At 72.9% G+C, this 17,551-nt stretch carries 10 protein-coding genes; 1 reads left to right on the top strand and 9 read right to left on the bottom strand.

Features of this window, described 5'->3' with window-relative positions; genetic code table 11:
- Positions 1-63: 63 nt before the first annotated feature.
- The 4 genes from ACOBQB_RS24130 to ACOBQB_RS24115 all read right to left on the bottom strand — a co-directional run bounded on the left by ACOBQB_RS24130 (position 64) and on the right by ACOBQB_RS24115 (position 6,892).
- Entirely contained in the window at positions 64-1,677 is a 1,614-nt protein-coding gene (locus ACOBQB_RS24130) for a glycosyltransferase family 2 protein (protein ID WP_423598716.1), read from the bottom strand.
- A 129-nt stretch (positions 1,678-1,806) separates the two neighbouring features.
- A complete protein-coding gene (locus tag ACOBQB_RS24125; RefSeq protein ID WP_423594211.1) occupies positions 1,807-3,372 on the bottom strand; it encodes a hypothetical protein in 1,566 nt (521 codons plus the stop codon).
- A complete protein-coding gene (locus ACOBQB_RS24120; protein ID WP_423594210.1) occupies positions 3,369-3,713 on the bottom strand; it encodes a CDP-glycerol glycerophosphotransferase family protein in 345 nt (114 codons plus the stop codon). The genes ACOBQB_RS24125 and ACOBQB_RS24120 overlap by 4 nt, the downstream gene beginning before the upstream one ends.
- On the bottom strand, positions 3,710-6,892 hold the full coding sequence (locus tag ACOBQB_RS24115) for a CDP-glycerol glycerophosphotransferase family protein (protein ID WP_423594209.1): 3,183 nt from the start codon (positions 6,890-6,892) through the stop codon (positions 3,710-3,712). Before ACOBQB_RS24115 ends, ACOBQB_RS24120 begins: the two co-directional genes overlap by 4 nt.
- A 149-nt stretch (positions 6,893-7,041) precedes the next feature.
- Between ACOBQB_RS24115 and ACOBQB_RS24110 the strand changes: the two genes are divergently transcribed.
- Entirely contained in the window at positions 7,042-9,141 is a 2,100-nt protein-coding gene (locus ACOBQB_RS24110) for a bifunctional glycosyltransferase/CDP-glycerol:glycerophosphate glycerophosphotransferase (protein ID WP_423594208.1), read from the top strand.
- On the opposite strand, the gene ACOBQB_RS24105 is transcribed toward ACOBQB_RS24110, so the two are convergent.
- The 5 genes from ACOBQB_RS24105 to ACOBQB_RS24085 all read right to left on the bottom strand — a co-directional run bounded on the left by ACOBQB_RS24105 (position 9,129) and on the right by ACOBQB_RS24085 (position 17,516).
- Positions 9,129-11,972 (bottom strand): stealth conserved region 3 domain-containing protein, encoded by a 2,844-nt coding sequence (locus tag ACOBQB_RS24105; protein ID WP_423594207.1) that lies wholly within the window; start codon positions 11,970-11,972, stop codon positions 9,129-9,131. The two genes, ACOBQB_RS24110 and ACOBQB_RS24105, sit on opposite strands and share 13 nt — an antisense overlap.
- Positions 11,969-13,003, bottom strand: a complete 1,035-nt coding sequence (locus ACOBQB_RS24100; protein WP_423594206.1) for a hypothetical protein — start codon at positions 13,001-13,003, stop codon at positions 11,969-11,971. Before ACOBQB_RS24100 ends, ACOBQB_RS24105 begins: the two co-directional genes overlap by 4 nt.
- 886 nt (positions 13,004-13,889) lie before the next feature.
- Complete coding sequence (locus tag ACOBQB_RS24095; protein ID WP_423594205.1) at positions 13,890-14,774, bottom strand: carbohydrate ABC transporter permease; 885 nt, start codon at positions 14,772-14,774, stop codon at positions 13,890-13,892.
- Positions 14,771-16,051 (bottom strand): carbohydrate ABC transporter permease, encoded by a 1,281-nt coding sequence (locus ACOBQB_RS24090; protein ID WP_423598714.1) that lies wholly within the window; start codon positions 16,049-16,051, stop codon positions 14,771-14,773. The genes ACOBQB_RS24095 and ACOBQB_RS24090 overlap by 4 nt, the downstream gene beginning before the upstream one ends.
- A 70-nt stretch (positions 16,052-16,121) precedes the next feature.
- Complete coding sequence (locus ACOBQB_RS24085) at positions 16,122-17,516, bottom strand: ABC transporter substrate-binding protein (RefSeq protein WP_423594204.1); 1,395 nt, start codon at positions 17,514-17,516, stop codon at positions 16,122-16,124.
- Positions 17,517-17,551 lie beyond the last annotated feature (35 nt).

Genomic DNA, 17,551 nt, shown 5'->3' with positions numbered 1-17,551 from the left:
CGTGCGGGTCTTCCTTGGTTTTCCCTGGACGTGCAGTGTCGCAGAGCCGGTGTACGGGTCGCGTCAGCGCCCAAAAGCGCTCCCGAGGGAGCCCCTGAGCGCACGGGCCAGGCGGGTCAGGCGGCGCTTCGCCACCCCCGCGACACCCCGCACGCCGGGCGCGAGCCGCACCGAGAGGTTCCCCGCCTGGGTGGCGTACGGCTGGACCAAGAGGACGCCGAGGCCGCTGCGCCAGCCGTTCGGCACCACCGTGCGGCGCAGCAGTCCGGGGCCCGCGACGGCATGGGCGGTGGACTCGCGTGCCGTCCCGTCGTCGAAGTGGAGCCGCAGCCGCAGGTCCCATACGCCGCCGGCCAGTGACCCGAGGTCGAGCAGGACCTCGGCGGTCCAGGTCTCGCCGGGCCGCTCGGCCCTGAACGCCGCCGTCCGGCGCAGTCCCGGCAGGCCGCTGTGCCGGTCGACGAGTTCGACGTCGACGGTGGCGGGGCCCGCGGCCGCGACCCGCCCGTACAGCTCGCGCAACCGCAGCGTGAGGCGGCTGCCGCCCGCGCGGGGCCGCAGCTCGCCCTCGACCGCGAGGGGCAGCAGCCGCATGGGGCGTACGAGCAGGTGCTCCAGGGTGACCTGGGGCAGGTCATCGGCCCACACGGGCGTGGCGTCGGCCGCCCTCGGGTACGGCGGCGCGAGGCGTGCCGGGCGCGCCGCCACCTGCTTCAGCCGCGTCAGGTCGCGCGGCTGTTCGGAGGCGAGGACGACGCGCGCGATGACGCGGCCCGGGGCGGGCGCGGCGTCGAGGTCGGCGGCGTCGAACGTCTCCAGGTACGCGCGCGTGAGCGCCCACCACTCGCGCCGGTACTCCTCGCCGCGCGCGGGCAGTTCACGGGCGTACATGCGCAGCCCGTGGTCGATGAACTTGGCGCGGGCGGCCCGCGCCAGCCGCTTGCCGCCGGACCCGGGCGCGTCCCGCAGGATCTCCACGGACTGGCGGTGGGCCTCTATGCGGGCCTGCCAGTTGGCGATCCCGGAGCGGTCCAGGGAGATGGAGAGCTTGGCGGCGGCGCGCCGCACATGCCACACGTACACCGTGTCCGGGACGAGCGCGATGCGCGGCCCCGCGGCGAGCACGCGCGCGGTGAAGACGAAGTCCTCGTAGACGAAGCGGCCTTCGGGGAAGCGGATGCCGTGCTCGCGCAGGAAGTCCGTGCGGTAGAGCTTGTTGACGCAGAGCGTGTCGTGGACGAGGCGGGTGCGCAGCTCGGGCCGGGCGACGAGCCGGGCCTTGGCGTAGAGCTCCGGCTGCCAGGGCACCTCGCGCCCCGAGGGCAGTTCGCGGCGCACGCACAGCCCCGAGGCGACCTCGGCGCCGTGCCGTTCGGCGGCGCCGAGCAGCGCGGCCGCCGCGCCGGGCGGCAGCACGTCGTCGCTGTCCAGGAACATCACGTACGGCGCCGACGCGGCGTCGATGCCGTCGTTGCGGGGGGTGCCGCAGCCGCCGCTGTTGCTCGCGCGGCGGATCACCTTCACGCGCCGGTCCCGCTCCGCGAGCCCGGCGAGGATCGCGTCGCTGCCGTCCGTCGAACAGTCGTCGACGGCGATCACCTCGCGGACGACGGGGCCCTGGGCCAGCGCGGAGCGCACCGCGTCCGCGACATGCGCCGCGTCGTCGTAGCCGATCACGACGACGGAGACGGGAGCGGTCTCGGAGACGGGAGCGGCGTCGGCGGACGGGTTAGGGGCGGGTGTGTTCTGGGCAGTCGGGTGAGGCGGGATGCGGTCCACGGGGGAAATGTTAGTGGTTTCTCGTAATTATCCGATTAGAGGGGCATTCGCTGGTGCGGCGCCGTCCCGATGTGGGCGTTTCGCACCACCGACCCGCGCCAGCACCTCGCCCGTGTGCCGGCTCCAGTCGACGACCACCGCCTCGCGCGGCACCTTCTGGCCGGGGGAGAGCAGCAGCCACCGCACGTCGTAGCGGCGCGCGATCGCCGCGCGCTCCTCGCGGGTGGAGTCGGGCGAGAGGTAGGCGCGCACGGCGGCCAGGCGGCGGTTGCGGACGTCCTCGTCGAGCGAGGCGTCGGGCCAGGCCGGGGCGACGAGGTTGGCGCCGTACGCGGGCACGGACCGCGTGGGGCGGTAGCCGTCGGTCAGCACGACGTCGCCGCGCCGCATGTGGCCGACCGCCCAGCCGTAGTCCGGCCAGCGCGGCGGCTGGTCGAACCCGATGGGATCCAGCGCCCGCGGCACCACCGCGCCCGCCTGGATCTGGAAGAACCCCACGCAGGCCCCGAGCGCCGCCGCCCCGGCGAGCGCGCCCCGCCGCGCCCCCCAGGGCCGCGGCGCCGCCAGCTCGATGGCGAGGGCGAACTGCAAGGGCACCAGCGTCAGTCCGAGGATGCGGCCGTAGGTGTAGTGGCCGCTGACCCAGCCGTACGCGACGACCGCGCACTCCAGGGCGAACATCAGCACCAGCGGGTCCGTGCGGTCCCTGCGGAAGCGCAGCCACAGGGCGGGCAGGCCGAGCAGCGCCAGCCAGAAGCGCTGGGGCATGTCGGTGTAGAGCTGGCGGTGGATCCAGTCGACGCTTGAGTCGCCGACCAGGGAGAAGACGCTGTAGTACGGCCAGAGCGACGCGATCAGGACGGCGGTCGCGGCGGTCGCCGCCCACGCCCACACCTTCCGGCCGGACGCCGCGAACGCGACCACGCCGATCACCGCCGCCACGGATGAGATCGGGTGGATGAGCAGGATGAGTCCGCACAGGGCGCCCAGACCGACGTACGCCCCAACGCCCCATCTGCGCGGGCCGCGTGCCAGCGCACCGGCCCACGCCCAGGCCCAGAACGCCAGGCCGATCGCGAACGTGGAGGGGTAGCCGAGGTTCCCCGTCATCGACATCAGGCCCAGATAGCCGCTCCACCACGCCATGCGCGTGCCCCACAGCAGCACCATCGCCAACAGCGCGAGGACCGGGGCCCACGGACGGGGCGTCAGGACCCGCACGAACCGGCCGATGCCGGTGAGCAGGACGAGGAGGTTCAGCGGGCCCGAGACCTTGACGACCTGCCGGCCCGCCAAGTCCGTCACCTGGGCGAACAGGCCCTGGAGGACCGCGTACGGCGAGTAGTACGCGCTGCCGTCGCCCGGCAGGTCCGCCATCGGGTGCGCGGGACGCAGGAGGTCGTCCTTGAGGCGCTCCACGACCGCCGCGTGCTGCCCGAAGTCGCAGCACATCGGCACCCGCCAGAACGCCAGGGACATCACCACCCAGAACAGGCCGCCGAAGACCGCGTAGGGGGAGGGCCGCCACCGGGGGCCGCCCCCCAGGGCCGTCGCGCCGTGGACGGTCCTGCGCACGAGGAGCGTGCCGGTCACCGCATCAGCCTCTCCGCGACGCGGGCCGCGGCCCGGCCGTCGTCCAGGTCGCAGTACGCCTCACGGAAGGCCGTGTACGCGTCCGTGTGCCGGGCCGCGATCGCGTCCAGGTCGCGCAGCGCCTCGACGACCTCGCCGGTGGAGGCGAGCAGCGGCCCCGGCGCGCTCGTCTCGAAGTCGAGGTAGAAGCCGCGCACGGTGTCGCGGTAGTGCTCCAGGTCGTAGGCGTGGAAGAGCATCGGGCGCCCGGTGTGCGCGAAGTCGAACATGAGCGAGGAGTAGTCGGTCACCAGCACGTCGGCGATCAGGAGCAGTTCGGCGGCGCGCGGGTGTGCCGTCACATCGCGTACGAAGGGCGCGCGGGCGCCCGGCAGCCGGCCGCCGTCAGCGGGTGCTTGCGCACCAGCAGGACGTGGTCGTCGCCGAGGACCGACTCGGCGGCGCGGAAGTCGAGCGCCGGTTCATAGCGGAACCGGCCCGGGGCGTACGCGAGATGGTCCCGGTACGTCGGCGCGTACAGCACGACCCGCTTGTCCGGCGTGACGCCCAGCTCGTTCCGCACCCGCTCGGCGACCTTCTGGCGGTCGTCGCCGAACAGCACGTCGTTGCGGGGCGAGCCCGCCTCCAGGACCTCGCCGTCGTAGGCGAGGGCGCGGCCCAGGTGCGGGGTGGAGAAGCGATTCGGCGAGACCAGGACGTCCCACTGGCGGGACAGGCGCGGCAAGGCGTCGAGGTGGCCGTGGTCGGCGTAGAGGGAGTCGGTGAGGTCGGTGCCGATGCGCTTGAGCGGCGCGCCGTGCCAGGTCTGTACGACGGTCTGGCCCTCGCGGCGCTCGAAGAACTCCGGCAGATGGCCCGAGGTGACGATGCGGCGGCAGCGGGCCAGCGCCTCGTACCAGGCCGCGCTGTGCTCCTCCACGCCCTTCGCCCCGGCGGGCACGCGGGTCTGCTGGTCGTGCGTGACCCACAGGTGCTCGACGTCGGCGCCGCGCCGCACCAGCTCCTCGTGGACGGCGCGCGGCGAGTCCCCGTCGAGGTACAGCACGGCGTCGGTCAGCGGCCGCGCGCGGTGGTGCGGGTAGTGGGCGGTGCGCAGCCGGTGCTGCCGGTAGGCGCCGCGTTCGGTGCGCGCGAGCACGGAGCCCGCCTCGACGAGGAGCCGGTCCCCGAACCGCCGGTCGAGGGTGAACTCCCGCCCCTGGACGCTCCGGTGGACCGGTAGCCCGGCCGCCACGGAGGCGAGAAGGCGCACGGGCATGCCGTCGTCGGCGCGCCCGGCCTCCCCTGGAGAGGCGTTCGTGTCCCGCAGGAACGCGTACCACCGCCCTTCGCGCAGCGCCCCGCCGCCCGGTGCGACCACCGCGCGCAGCCGCTCCCCGTCGCGTTCGGCCGGGACCGTCAGCTCCTCGTCGCGGCCGCTGTGCCGCAGGACCAGTTCAGCGGCGGGCCAGGCGGCCTCGGAGGCGAGCATCTCGACGGTGAGTGTGCCGTCCGCGCCCCACGCGACGCGGTCGGCGATCGGCTGCCGCGTCACCTCGACGACCAGCTCACCGCGGTCGTTGGCCGTGGCGCACAGCTCCCGGCCGTCGTCCGACGCGTACCGCCCCGGGGCCAGGGCGAGCCCGGCGGCCAGTGACTTCAGCGTGCCGTCGGGCAGCACGAGGTTGGCCTGCCAGCGCTCGCCGTGCGGCGGCTCGACCTCCTTCGGCGCGAGGTGCGGTGTGGGCGCCACCCCCGTCAGGTCGGCGAGCCGTAGGCGGACCTCGAAGCGGTCGTCGGCGAGCGCCACCGGGTAGTCGACGTCGGTCCCCGAGTGCTTGTGGGTGAGGCGCAGGGAGCGGGGGCGCACCCGGCCGGGCAGGCTGCCGCTGAGCACCACGTCGCCGCCGTCGCGCCGGTGGGCCTCGACGCGCGCCGCGTACTCCTTGATCCGCAGCACCAGGCGGCCCTTGCTGTAGCCGACGACCAGGCGCAGCCCGTCGCCCAGCTCGCGCACCAGGGACTGGGCGGACGGTCCGTCGGCGGCGCGCACGGCCGCGCGCCGCACCGTGCCGTGGCCCGCGACGACCACGCCCAGCAGCCAGTTCCCCGGCTGCCACGCCCCGCCCGTCTTCAACTGCTCGGGGTCGACGGTCATCTCGAAGCCGGCCAGGTCGTAGCAGTGCAGGCGCTGCCGTGACTGCTCGGTGGCCTGCGGGGCGGCGACCGTCCTCGTCGGCACGCGGCGGAAGCGGCCCCTGCTCCGCGTCGACCGCAGCAGCCCCGCCTTCACGGAGTGCGCGGGGCGGGTCGCCTCCAGATTGCGGACGTACGCGTATCCGCTGATCCGCAGCATGCCGTCGGCGTCCCACCGGGTCTCGCCGACGCGCGCCACGACGGGCAGTTCGCCCCGCCCGACGCGCGCCAGTTTCTCCGGGACGCGGCCGACGCCCGGGTGGACGGCCCGGCGGCGCAGCGCGCCGCGCACGTGGAAGGCGGTGCCGTTGGCCCGCTCGAAGGTGAGGAGGTCGACGAGTTCGGCGGTGCGGGCCTCGCGGACCAGGTGCCACTTGACGCGCAGGTCGACGGGGAGCCCGGCGATGACGGACGGGTCGGCGCGGCGCAGGAAGGCGGCGGTGTCCGTCATGAAGGCCGCGCGGTACTCGGGGCCGCCCACCGGCAGCCCCTCCAGGAAGTACACGAAGTCGTCGCGCAGACAGGACGCGTCGTACGTCTTCTTCATCTCCGGCGCGTGCTGCGCGAGGAAGCCGCTGACATGCGCGCACGCCGCGATGCGGTCGCGGACGCCCTTGACGTCGGTGCGCCGCCGGGTGATGGAGCCCTCGCGGATCCGCCAGTAGTAGACGTGGTCGCTGAGCACGTCCACGGAACCGGCGAGGAAGTGCGCCGGGATCATCACGGGCGTGTCCTCGTAGAGCTTGCCCTCGGGGAAGGTGAAGCGGTGCCGGTCCCAGAAGGAGCGGCGGAAGACCTTGTTCCAGGCCACGCGGTCGGAGAGCAGGTCAAGGTCGCGGGAGATGTGCGTACGGGTGCGCGGCTCGGTCAGCCACTTGTACTGCCAGGCCTGCGAGCGGCCCCGCTCGGTCAGCCGCCAGACGTTGCCGGTCGCGAAGTCGGAGCCGGTCTCGTCCAGGCTCGCGATCATCCGTTCGTACGCGTCGTGCGGCACGACGTCGTCGCTGTCGACGAAGGTCAGGAACTCGGCGGTGGGCGACGCCTTGCGCACGCCCGTGTTGCGGGCGGCGCTCAGCCCGGCGTTGCGTTGGCGGACGTAGACGAAGCGGGGGTCGCGGGCGGCGAACTCACGGGCGATGAGCGGGCTGCCGTCGGTCGAGCCGTCGTCGACCATGACGCACTCCAGACCGCCCGGACCGCCCGGACCGCACGGACCGTCGGGACCGCCGTGCCGTCCCGGTCCGGCCATGCCGTTGACGGTCTGCCGGGCGATCGATTCCAGGCACTCCTCCAGAAACTCCTCGACGTTGTAGATGGGCACGACGACGCTGAGACGGGGCTGCACGGCGACCGGCCTTTCATGGGAGTACGGGCATATTTAGCCCCCTTTGCCCGTTCACGGCCCACGCCGGTCAGTTTCTCTGGCGTGTGTCACCCCAATGAGTGAGGTGAGGTCTTCGACAGCGGGTGTCCGGCTGGCTACGGTCGGTTGATATGTCGCGCTTCTCGGTCGTCGTCCCCGCCCACCGCGTCCAGGGCTACCTGCGCGCCTGCCTGGAGTCGGTGCTCACCCAGTCCTTCGGCGACCTCGAACTGACCGTCGTCGACGACGCCTCGCCCGACGCGTGCGCCGCGATCGCCGCCGAGTACGCGGAGCGCGATCCGCGCGTGCGCCTGGTCCGCCTCCCCGTCCGGGCGGGCACAGGCCCCGCCCGCAACATCGGCGCCGACCGCGCCACCGGCGGCCACCTCCTCTTCCTCGACGGCGACGACCTGCTCCTGCCGGGCGCCCTCGAAGCCCTCGACGCGGCCCTCACCGAGCACGGCGAACCGGACGTCCTGCTCTTCGGGCACGACCGCGTCGACTGGTGGGAGACCGTCCGCCCCGGCACCGCCCCCCGCGCGGACGACCCGCTGGCCGCCGCCCCGGCCGCCTGGAACCGCCTCTTCCGCCGCGACTTCTGGCGCGCCCGGCGGCTCGCCTTCTCCGACGGCGCGTACGAGGACGTGGTGCCCGTCCACACCGCGACCCTGTGCGCGGGCGAGCGCCTCGCCGTCCTCGACCGGACCTGCGTGCGCTGGCGCGAGCGGCGCGGCGGCAGCTTCTCCACGACGCCGGGCCGCCACCACTTCGCCGTCATCGGGCGGTACGGCGAACTCCTCGCCGCCGCCGAACCCGCCGACCGCGCCCGGCTCCTGCCGCACGCCGCCGCGCACCTGCTCGCCGTCCTGGACGACCCGGGGCGGATCCGCGCGGGCGACCGGCGCGACTTCTTCCGCGAGGCGGCCCGCGTCCACGGCACGTACGCGCCCGCGGGCGCCGAGCCCCGCGACCCCGGCGAGAAGGCCCTGGCCACCGCCTCCTACGCGGCCTACGAAGGGCTGCGCAAGGCCGAGTCACGGCGCGCGCGCCTCACCCGGCACCTCACGCGGCAGAAGAAGAAGCTGCGCGCCCGCGCCATGCGCGCCGCCTACCGCGCCGACCTGCACCGCTCCCTCGACCCGCACCTCGCGGTCTACGGCGCCTACTGGAACCGCGCGGTCTCCTGCAACCCGGCCGCGATCCACGCCACGGCCCGCGAACTGGCCCCGCACATCCGGGGCGTGTGGGTGGTCTCCGGACGCCACAAGGACAAGGTGCCCGCCGGGATCGAGTACGTCGTCGAAGGCTCCCGGCGCTACTGGGAGGCGATGGCCAGAGCGACGTACCTGATCAACAACTCCAGCTTCCCCGGCGGCTTCACCAAGCGGCCCGGTCAGCTCTACCTCCAGACCCACCACGGCACCCCGCTGAAGAAGATGGGCCTGGACCAGCGCCGCTACCCGGCGGGCACACACGGCATCAGCTTCCAGAAGGTCCTCGACCACACCGACCAGTGGGACTTCAGCCTCTCCGCCAACCCGCACTCCACGGAGATCTGGGAGCGCGTCTACCCCTCCGCCGCGTACGAGGCGCTGGAGGCCGGCTACCCCCGCAACGACGTGTACTTCACGACGGACGACGAGGAGATCGCCCGCATCCGCGCGCGGCTCGGCGTCGAGGACGGGCAGACCGTGCTGCTGTACGCGCCGACCCACCGCGACTACCAGAAGGGCTTCCTGCCCCGCCTGGACCTGCGCCGCTTCGCCGAACGGCTCGGCCCGCAGTACGTCGTGCTGGTGCGCGCCCACTACTTCTACGGCGCCGACGCCGGGCTCGACGCCCACCCCCGGATCGTCGACGTCACCGGGCACGCGCGCGTGGAGGACCTGTGCCTCGCCGCCGACGCCCTCGTCACGGACTACTCGTCCCTGATGTTCGACTACGCCTGCCTGGACCGCCCGATCGTGACGTACGCGCCCGACTGGCAGGCCTACCACCTCGCCCGCGGCACCTACTTCGACCTGCTCTCCGGCCGGCCGGGCGAGACACCGGGGGCGGTGGCCACCACCGAGGACGAACTGGCCGAGCTGTTTTGCGACGGCGCCTGGGACTCCCCGGAGGCGGCGAAACTGCGGTCGGCGTTCCGGGCCCGCTTCTGCCCCTACGACGACGGGAGAGCCGCCGAACGCGTCGTCCGGCGGCTGTTCCTGCCCGAGTCTCAGCGTTCGTAGGGCGAGCGCACCGGGAAGTACGCCGTCAGGAACGACCTGATGGCCAGCGCCATCTCCTCATCGGCCATGCCGCTGTCGGGCGACTCGCCGATGCAGAACGCCGCCCGGTCGCGGTTCTGGAGCAGCCGCCCGAGCCGCGCGTGGTCGGCGCGGTCACCGATGTCGACGAAGTCGTACGAGATGGTGCCCGGCACCGCGCGGCCGGTGAGGTACGCGTAGTGCTGGTGCAGCGACGACACCAGGGAGTGGTCGCCCACGGAGCGGAAGCGGCTGCGGGCGGTGGCCGCCAGCTCTTCCGGGAAGCGTTCGGTGATCTCCGTGAGGATGCTGCGGCGCAGCGCGTACGGCACGTGGAAGAAGCTGTGCGTCGTGGTCCTGCCGAAGGCGGCGCGCAGCAGCTCGCGGTTGTTCTTCGCCGCCGCCAGATAGCCCTCGTCGTCCGGGGAGAGGGGCAGGGCGGGCACGGACTGCGAGGACCAGAAGAAGCGGGGCAGGCCGTTGCTGAGGAAGAACAGCTCCGGGTCGGCGGGGCGGCCGAGGAACATGTCGTCGTTGAAGTACAGGAAGTGCTCCGACAGGCCCTCGATGCGATGCAGTTGGGACTCGATGGAGTGTGAGTTGAAGGTGGGCAGGCACGCCTCGGGGTCGGCGAACAGGTCGCGGTGGTCGACGACGGTCAGGCCGGGATGCTCCCGGTCGAGCCAGTCCGGCACCTGCCCCGCCGTGACGAGGTACACGTGCCGCACCCACGGCGCGTACATCGCCAGCGAGCGCAGGCTGAAACGCAGCTCGTCGCGGTTGCGGAAGCGCACGGCCCCGTCGTCCGCCGACTCCCGCCGGCCGTCGCCGCGCGTCGCGTCACGACGGGCGCGCCACTCGGGGTCGGAGTCGTCGACCCAGGTGTAGACGGCGTCGATGGGGAAGTCGACGTCCCTGACGAGGAGTTCGGTGAACACCTTGAGGGTCGGGTAGTCGCGGTCCGCCACCCGCAGGGTCGCCGTCGGGGTGAGCGAGGGCAGCACCGCGCCGGCCAGCGTCGTCCCGAAGGGCGCGCGGAAGCCGCCGTCGGCCCCGGCGCCGGGCGTGGCGCCGGGAACCGGGTGCCAGAACGCGACGGTGCAGGCGAGTCCGGCGCCGTGCCGCAGCGACAGGGTGGTCGTGGTCACCGGCTTGAAGACCTTGACGCCGGACAGGTCGCCGATGGAGTCGAGGCGTTCGGCGAGGACCACGCCGGGCGCCGCATCGCGTGGGTTGACCAGCTCGGCGTAGACGGGTTGCCCGCGCAGCGCCGCGGCCAGGGCCTTCAGCGCGCGGCCTTGGTCGTCGGCGGCCACCGCCAGGGTGTGAGCGGTGCCGTCGGGGGTGCGGACGAGGACGTGGGGCACGTCCTGCGCCTCCAGGGCGGACGCGGTGAGCCGCAGGTTCCATTCCGCCATGCGCGGCGCGAGGACGTCGTCGCGCCGCTCGGCGAGACGGCCCACCGAGCGGATGACGCGGCCCGTCGGGTCGGCGGCGATGATCTCGTCCTCGCGGGCCCGCTCGTCGGCGGCGGCCGCGGCGTCGAAGGTGTGCGGCGCGGTCGGCCGGAAGCCGCAGCCGCCGGAGGCGACCCCGAGCGCCACGCGGTCCGCGCGCCCCCGCAGCCGCCCGGGCAGCTCCCGACCCGCCACGAGCCGCGTGTACAGCTCCTCCCAGCGCGCGGTGACGTCCGCCGAGGAGAAGCGGGCGTAGACGCCTTCGCGGGCGGCGCGGGCGTACGCGCCCCGGGTCGCGTCATCGCCCATCAACTCATCCATGGCAAAGGCGAGTTCATCGACCTCGCCCGGCGGCACCAGCAGCCCGTCGACGCGGTGCCGCACGATCTCGGCGGGCCCGGTCAGCACGTCGTACGCGATGACGGGCACCCCGGCGGCGAGCGCCTCCAGGAGCACCAGCGGGAACGCCTCGTTGTGCCCGGCGGTCATCAGGCTCAGCCCCGCCTTGGCCCACTCGGCGGCCATGTCCTGGCAGGGGCCGAGGAGTTCGACGCGGTCGTGCACGCCGAACCCGTCGACCAGGCGGCGCAGATGCTGCTCGCGGTGGCCGCTGCCGAAGATCCGCAGCCGCCACTCCGGGTGCGCCTCGGCGACCTGCGCGAAGGCCCGCACGGCGTGGTCGACGCGCTTCTCGCCGGTCAGCCGCGCCGCCATGACGATGACCTTGCTCTCGCCGTCCGCGCGCGGCCGGAAGCCGTCCGGTACGGCGTTCGGGATGACGGCCAGTTCGGGCGCGGTGGGCCCGAGGGACTCCGCGATCCAGTCCCGGGTGCGTTCGGTGAGGGTGACCAGGGCGTCCAGGCGCGGCGCGTGCAGGAGCAGCGGTTCGCCGGAGGGGCCGCGCCGCTGGGTGGGGCGGTGCTCCTGGTGGACGGTGACGACGCGCGCGGGCACGAGCGTCACGGCGGCGGCGAGCAGCGCGGGCGTGGTGGTGACCAGCACGTCGGTGTCGGTCGCGGAGAGCGCGGCGGTCATCTCGATGTCGGAGAGCCGGTCGAAGGTGTCCTCCCAGGCGGGCCGGATCAGCTCGCTGGGCAACGCGGCGAGCGTGCGACACGCGGCGCCGTCCAACTCCGTGGTCCTGACAGGCCGTTCGGGCGTCGCCGTACGATCCACGAGATACCGCACGGGCAGAGCGCGGGCCTCCGCGAAGAACGGCTCGGCGCGGGTCCGGAAGACGGAGACGACCTCGACCTCGATGCCGGGGCGTTCGGCGAGGTGCGCGGCCTGGGTGTAGGTGGCCAGCTCGGTCCCACCCATCTCATCGCCCCACCCGAGCAAGTATGTGATCTTCATGAGGTCTCCTTGGCGGGCTCGGCCGTGGGGCCGACCGGCGCGTGCTGGGAGGCGGTCGGTGTGCGTGCGGGGCGGGCGGAGGCCGCGGGCTCCCGCGTGAGGGCGGTGATGTCCCAGCACGTCACGGCGAAGGCGCCCGTGCCGGTGAAGTGGGCGTGCGCCCGGACCAGCGACCCGTCCGGCAGCGCGAAGACGCGGAAGGGCGTGGGGTAGGCGGCCGAGGGATCCCGCACGTCCGTCAGCCACCGGCCGAGCGGCAGCCCCGCCACCCGGAAGTCCCACACCCACTGCCCGGCCCCGGCCCCGGTCATCGCCCCGAGCGGCACCGACAGAGTGAACGCACCGTCGCGCACACCCGCGTCGACCGGTACGACGACTTTGTCCCTGCGCCGCACGGCCTCCGCGCACACCTGGGTGAGGGCCGCCCCGACCAGCCGTCCATGCACGGTGATCCCGTCCCCGCGCGGCTCGAAGCGCACCAGCTCCGCACGCGGCCGGGACCGCGTGGCCTGGAGCACGGCCCGCCCGGTGCGGGACCGCACGATCCGCACGAGGGTCCCGGTCAGCGGGTCGGGGGCGTACGGCACGGTGGGCGTCGCGGGCGGCGCGCCGTCCTCGACGGGCGCGATCCCCCGACGGCGTACGCGGCCGTCGGCACCGCGCGTCTCGACGGTGAGCCGCCACACGCCGTCCCGCATGTCCCGCAGGGTCGCCGTGGCCGTCAACAGCGGGGCGGCGGCCGTGTGCCGCTCGAAGGCGAGGGGCACGGCGAGCCTGCGGCGTCCGCGCGTGATCAGCAGCCGGGCGCGGTCCGAAGGCTCGGTGTGCCCGGCGGCGAGGGCGAGGTTCAGGGTGCGGCTGTCGCGCAGCGAGAGGTGCACGGGCGTCAGCGGCGGCTCGGCGCGCGACACGCGCCCGGCGGCGACCCGCTCCACGCGGAACCGCGTACTGCGCGCGGTGGCGCGCAGCCGCCGGACGAACTCCGGCCGGGACCCGGAAAGACGGGATGGCGTGAAACCAATGCGGACCATTGACCCACTTTGCCCCCTTTATGCCCGCGACGCGCGCCCCATGCCCCGTTTCTCCGCACACCCCCACCACAATCGCCCCGCACGGAGCAGCGGGGCACGTGAGCCGACGACACCCCGCACCCGTGAGCGCACCCGAGGGGACGCGGGGGTATGTGCGCGCGGAGCACAGTGGTGGTCACCAGGGCCCCGAAGCAGCAAAGGCCCGGCGCCAAGATGGCGAGCACGGACATACCCCCGCGGCCCCGCCCCACGACGCACCGGAGGTGCCCCCGCCCAGGTGGTCATGAGGGCGCTGAAGCAGCAAAAGGCCCGCGCCAAGATGGCGAGCACGGACGTACCCCCGCGGCCCCGCCCCACGACGCACCGGAGGTGCCCCCGCCCAGGTGGTCATGAGGGCGCTGAAGCAGCAAAAGGCCCGCGCCAAGATGGCGAGCACGGACGTACCCCCGCGGCCCCGCCCCACGACGCACCGGAGGTGCCCCCGCCCAGGTGGTCATGAGGGCGCTGAAGCAGCAAAAGGCCCGCGCCAAGATGGCGAGCACGGACGTACCCCCGCGGCCCCGCCCCACGACGCACCGGAGGTGCCCCCGCCCAGGTGGTCATGAGGGCGCTGAAGCAGCAAAAGGCCCGCGCCAAGATGGCGAGCACGGACGTACCCCCGCGGCCCCGCCCCACGACGCACCGGAGGTGCCCCCGCCCAGGTGGTCATGAGGGCGCTGAAGCAGCAAAAGGCCCGCGCCAAGATGGCGAGCACGGACATACCCCCGCGGCCCCGCCCCACGACGCACCCCAGGGCGCTCGGCAGCAAGCGGGGCGACCCAAACAAGGCAAGGGCCGCCCCGCTCACCGTACGTATACGAAAATACGTACGCTCCCCGCCGCACGGCTACTTCACCGCGCCCGCCATCACCCCCGTCACGAACTGCCGCTGGAACGCGAAGAACACGGCCAGCGGGATCACCATCGAGATGAAGGCGCCCGGCGCCAGGATCTGCACGTTGTCACCGAAGAACCGCACCTGCTGCTGGAGCGCCACCGTGATCGGCGGGTTCTGCGAGTCGGCGAAGATCAGCGCGATCAGCATGTCGTTCCAGACCCACAGGAACTGGAAGATGCCCAGCGAGGCGATCGCCGGCGCCCCCAGCGGCATCACGACCCGCACGAAGAGCCGCAGCTCACCCGCACCGTCGAGGCGCGCCGCCTCCAGCAGTTCGCGGGGGATCTCCGCGAAGAAGTTCCGCAGCAGGAAGATCGCGAACGGCAGGCCGAACGCCACGTGGAAGAGGACCACGCCCACCGTCGTCTCGAAGATGCCGATCTTGCCGAAGAGATCGGCGATCGGCACCAGCGCCACCTGCACCGGCACGACGAGCAGCCCGACCACGGCGATGAACCACCAGTCGCGGCCCGGGAAGTCCAGCCACGCGAACGCGTACCCGGCGAGCGAGCCGAGGAGCACGACGAGCAGCGTCGCCGGGACGGTGATCGTGACACTGGCCAGGAGCGAGTCGGTGATCGTCTCGTCCTTGAGGAGGTTCGCGTAGTTGTCCAGCGTCAGCTGCGAGGGCGCGCCGAACACCTTCCACCAGCCGCTCTCGCTCATGTCGGCGGAGGACCGCAGCGAGCCGATCAGCAGCCCGACCGTCGGCATCAGCCAGAACAGGCCCACCAGCACCAGGAACACGCGCAGCGCGGTCCCGCCCAGGGCGGAGGCGACGCGCCCGCCCAGGGACTGCTTGGCCTTGACGATCTCCACACGGTTCGCCGTCATCGCCGTGCCTCCCGCCGCATGCGCCGGATGTTGAACAGCATCACCGGGATCACCAGCAGGAAGAGGAACGTCGCGATGGCGCTCGCCACCCCCAGGTCACGCTCCCCGAACGCGGAGTTGTAGAGCTGGAGCGCGAGGACGTTCGCGTCGTCCTTCGACGAGCCCGGCGGGATCACGAAGACCAGGTCGAAGATCTTCAGTACGTTGATCATGAGCGTGACCAGCACCACCGCGAGGACCGGCGCCAGCAGCGGCACCGTCACCCGCCGGAAGACCTGCCACTCATTGGCGCCGTCCACCCGCGCTGCCTCCAACAGCTCACGCGGCACGCTCGCGAGCCCCGCCGCGATCAGGACCATCGCGAACCCCGCCCACATCCACAGGTACGAGCCGATGACCGCGGGCGTGATCAGGGAGGGGCCGAGCCAGTCGACTCCGTTGTACGGCTCGCGGAAGTTCGAGGCGGGGAAGCGCAGTTGGGCCCCGTCCGCCTCCTTCGGCAGCGCGAAGGTGCCGTCCGCCGCGGCCTCGGTGGACGCGACCGCCTCGCCGCCCTTGACGGCCTCGATCCTGATGCCCGCGTAGCCGGACTCGGAGGCGTCGGGGGCGTTGGGCTTCCCGCGGCCCTTGCCGCGCGTGAAGTCCTGCCAGGACATGCCGGTGACCTTGTCCGGATCGGCCTGCGCGGCCTTGGCGGGCTCCGCGTCGTCCGGCATCTCGTTCGGCGGCACACCCGTCAGCGGCAGCGCCACCGGCTCGCCCGCCCGCACCGGCTCCTTGGTGATGAAGGCGCCGCCGCCGGCCGCCTTCAGAGGCGAGTTCATGGCCGGATGCGCCCGCGGGAACGCCGACGACTCGGCGAACGTGTCGTGCACGCTCACCGCGACGGCGTTGGCGACCCCGCGGTCGGGATCCGACTCGTACACGAGCCGGAAGATGATGCCCGCGGCCAGCATCGAGATCGCCATCGGCATGAAGATGACGAGCTTGAACGCCGTGCCCCAGCGCACCCGTTCGGTCAGCACGGCGAAGATCAGGCCGAGCGCGGTCGCCACCGTGGGCGCCACGGCCAGCCAGATCGCGTTGTTCTTGATAGCGGTCAGAATGCTGTCGTCCGTGAACAGCGTCTTGTAGTTGCCGAACGCCGTGAAGTCGCCCGACGAGTCGAAGAAGCTGCGGAACAGCGAGTACCCGATGGGGTAGAGGACGAGCGCGCCGAGCAGCACCAGGGCGGGCAGCAGGAAGAGCACCGCCACGGCCTTGCGGGTGCCGGTCACGCTCTTGCGTGGAGTCGTGTCCGGGGGCACCGCCTTCGGGGTGCCCCCGGCGTTCGCGGACGCCACCGCGTCAGTCCTTGTAGGCCTTGGCGGCGGCCGTCTCCAGCGTCTCCTGTGTCCCCTCGACGTCCTTCGGGTTCTTCAGGAAGTCCTGCAGCGCCTTCCACTCGCCCTTGCCCGGCGTGCCGCCGAAGGACTGCGGGGCCTGGTCGGACATGTCGAAGCGGATGTCGTCGCCCGCCGCGATGAGCGCCTTGGCGATGTTGCGCTGTACGTCGTTGGGGTACGCCGCCAGGTCCAGGTTCTTGTTCGGCGAGATGAAGCCGCCCGCCTCCGCCCAGATCCGCGCGGCGTCCGGCGAGGCCAGATAGGTCAGCAGCGCCTGCGCGCCCTTGCTGTCCTTCAGCGCGACGGCCGCGTCACCGGCGACCACCGCAGGGGACTCCTCGCCGACCGCCGGGAACGGGAACACCTTGGCGTCCTTGCCGACCTCGGCCTTGGTCTCGGAGATCGGCAGGGAGACCATGTCGCCCTCGAAGACCATGCCCGCCTCGGGCTGGTCGCCGCCCTTGAAGGTCTGCTTCACGGACGCCGGGAACTCCGTCTGGAGCGCGCCGTCCGCGCCGCCCGCGACGAAGCCCTTCTTCCCGAACAGCTCACCGAGCGTGGTCAGCGCCTCCTTGACCGACGGGTCCGTCCACTTGATCTTGTGCTGGGCGAGCTGGTCGTACTTCTGCGGCCCCGCCTGGGACAGATAGATGTTCTCGAACCAGTCGGTGAGGGTCCACGCCTCGGCGCCCGCCACCGATACCGGCGGCACCCCGGAGTCGTAGACCGTCTGGGCCGTCTCCATGAAGTCGTCCCAGGTCTTGGGCTCACTCACGCCCGCGTTCTCGAAGACCCGCGTGTTGTACCAGATCAGGGACTTGTTGGCGGCCTTGAAATACACGCCGTACCGCTTGCCGTCGACCGCGCCGAGGTCCTGCCACCCCTTGGCGTAGTTCTTCTCCAGCTGCTTCTGCGCCTCGGGGCCGACCGGCTTGGCCCACTTGTTCGCCACGGCCTGCTCGATCGCCCCGACCTGCGGCAGCATCGCGACGTCCGGCGGCTGCCCGCCCGCCACCTTCGACTCCAGGAAGCTGATGATGGGGTCCTGCGCGGGGACGAAGGAGACCTTGGCGCCCGTCCTCTCCTCGAACTCGTCGAGAACCTTCAGGAAGACCTTGCGCTCCGAGCCACCCCACACGGCGGACACGGAGACGGTCTCGCCGTCCAGCTTGGGCAGTTGGACCGTGGAGCCGGTGCCCTTGCCCCCGCCCTCGTCCTTCTTGTCCCCGTCGTCGCTGTCGCCGCCGCACGCGGTGACGGTGAGCGCGAGCGCGCCCGCGACGACGGCTGTGGCGATTCTGGCGGTGGTACGCCGGTGCCGCGGTGTCCTGCGTGTACTGCGAAGAGTGCTGCGCATCACTGCCCCGTTCTCTTCCTGGCATGTCCCGTGCG

This window comes from Streptomyces sp. G5(2025), assembly GCF_049542075.1.
Taxonomy (GTDB): Bacteria; Actinomycetota; Actinomycetes; order Streptomycetales; family Streptomycetaceae; genus Streptomyces.
This window is presented reverse-complemented; position numbering and strand designations above follow the sequence as displayed.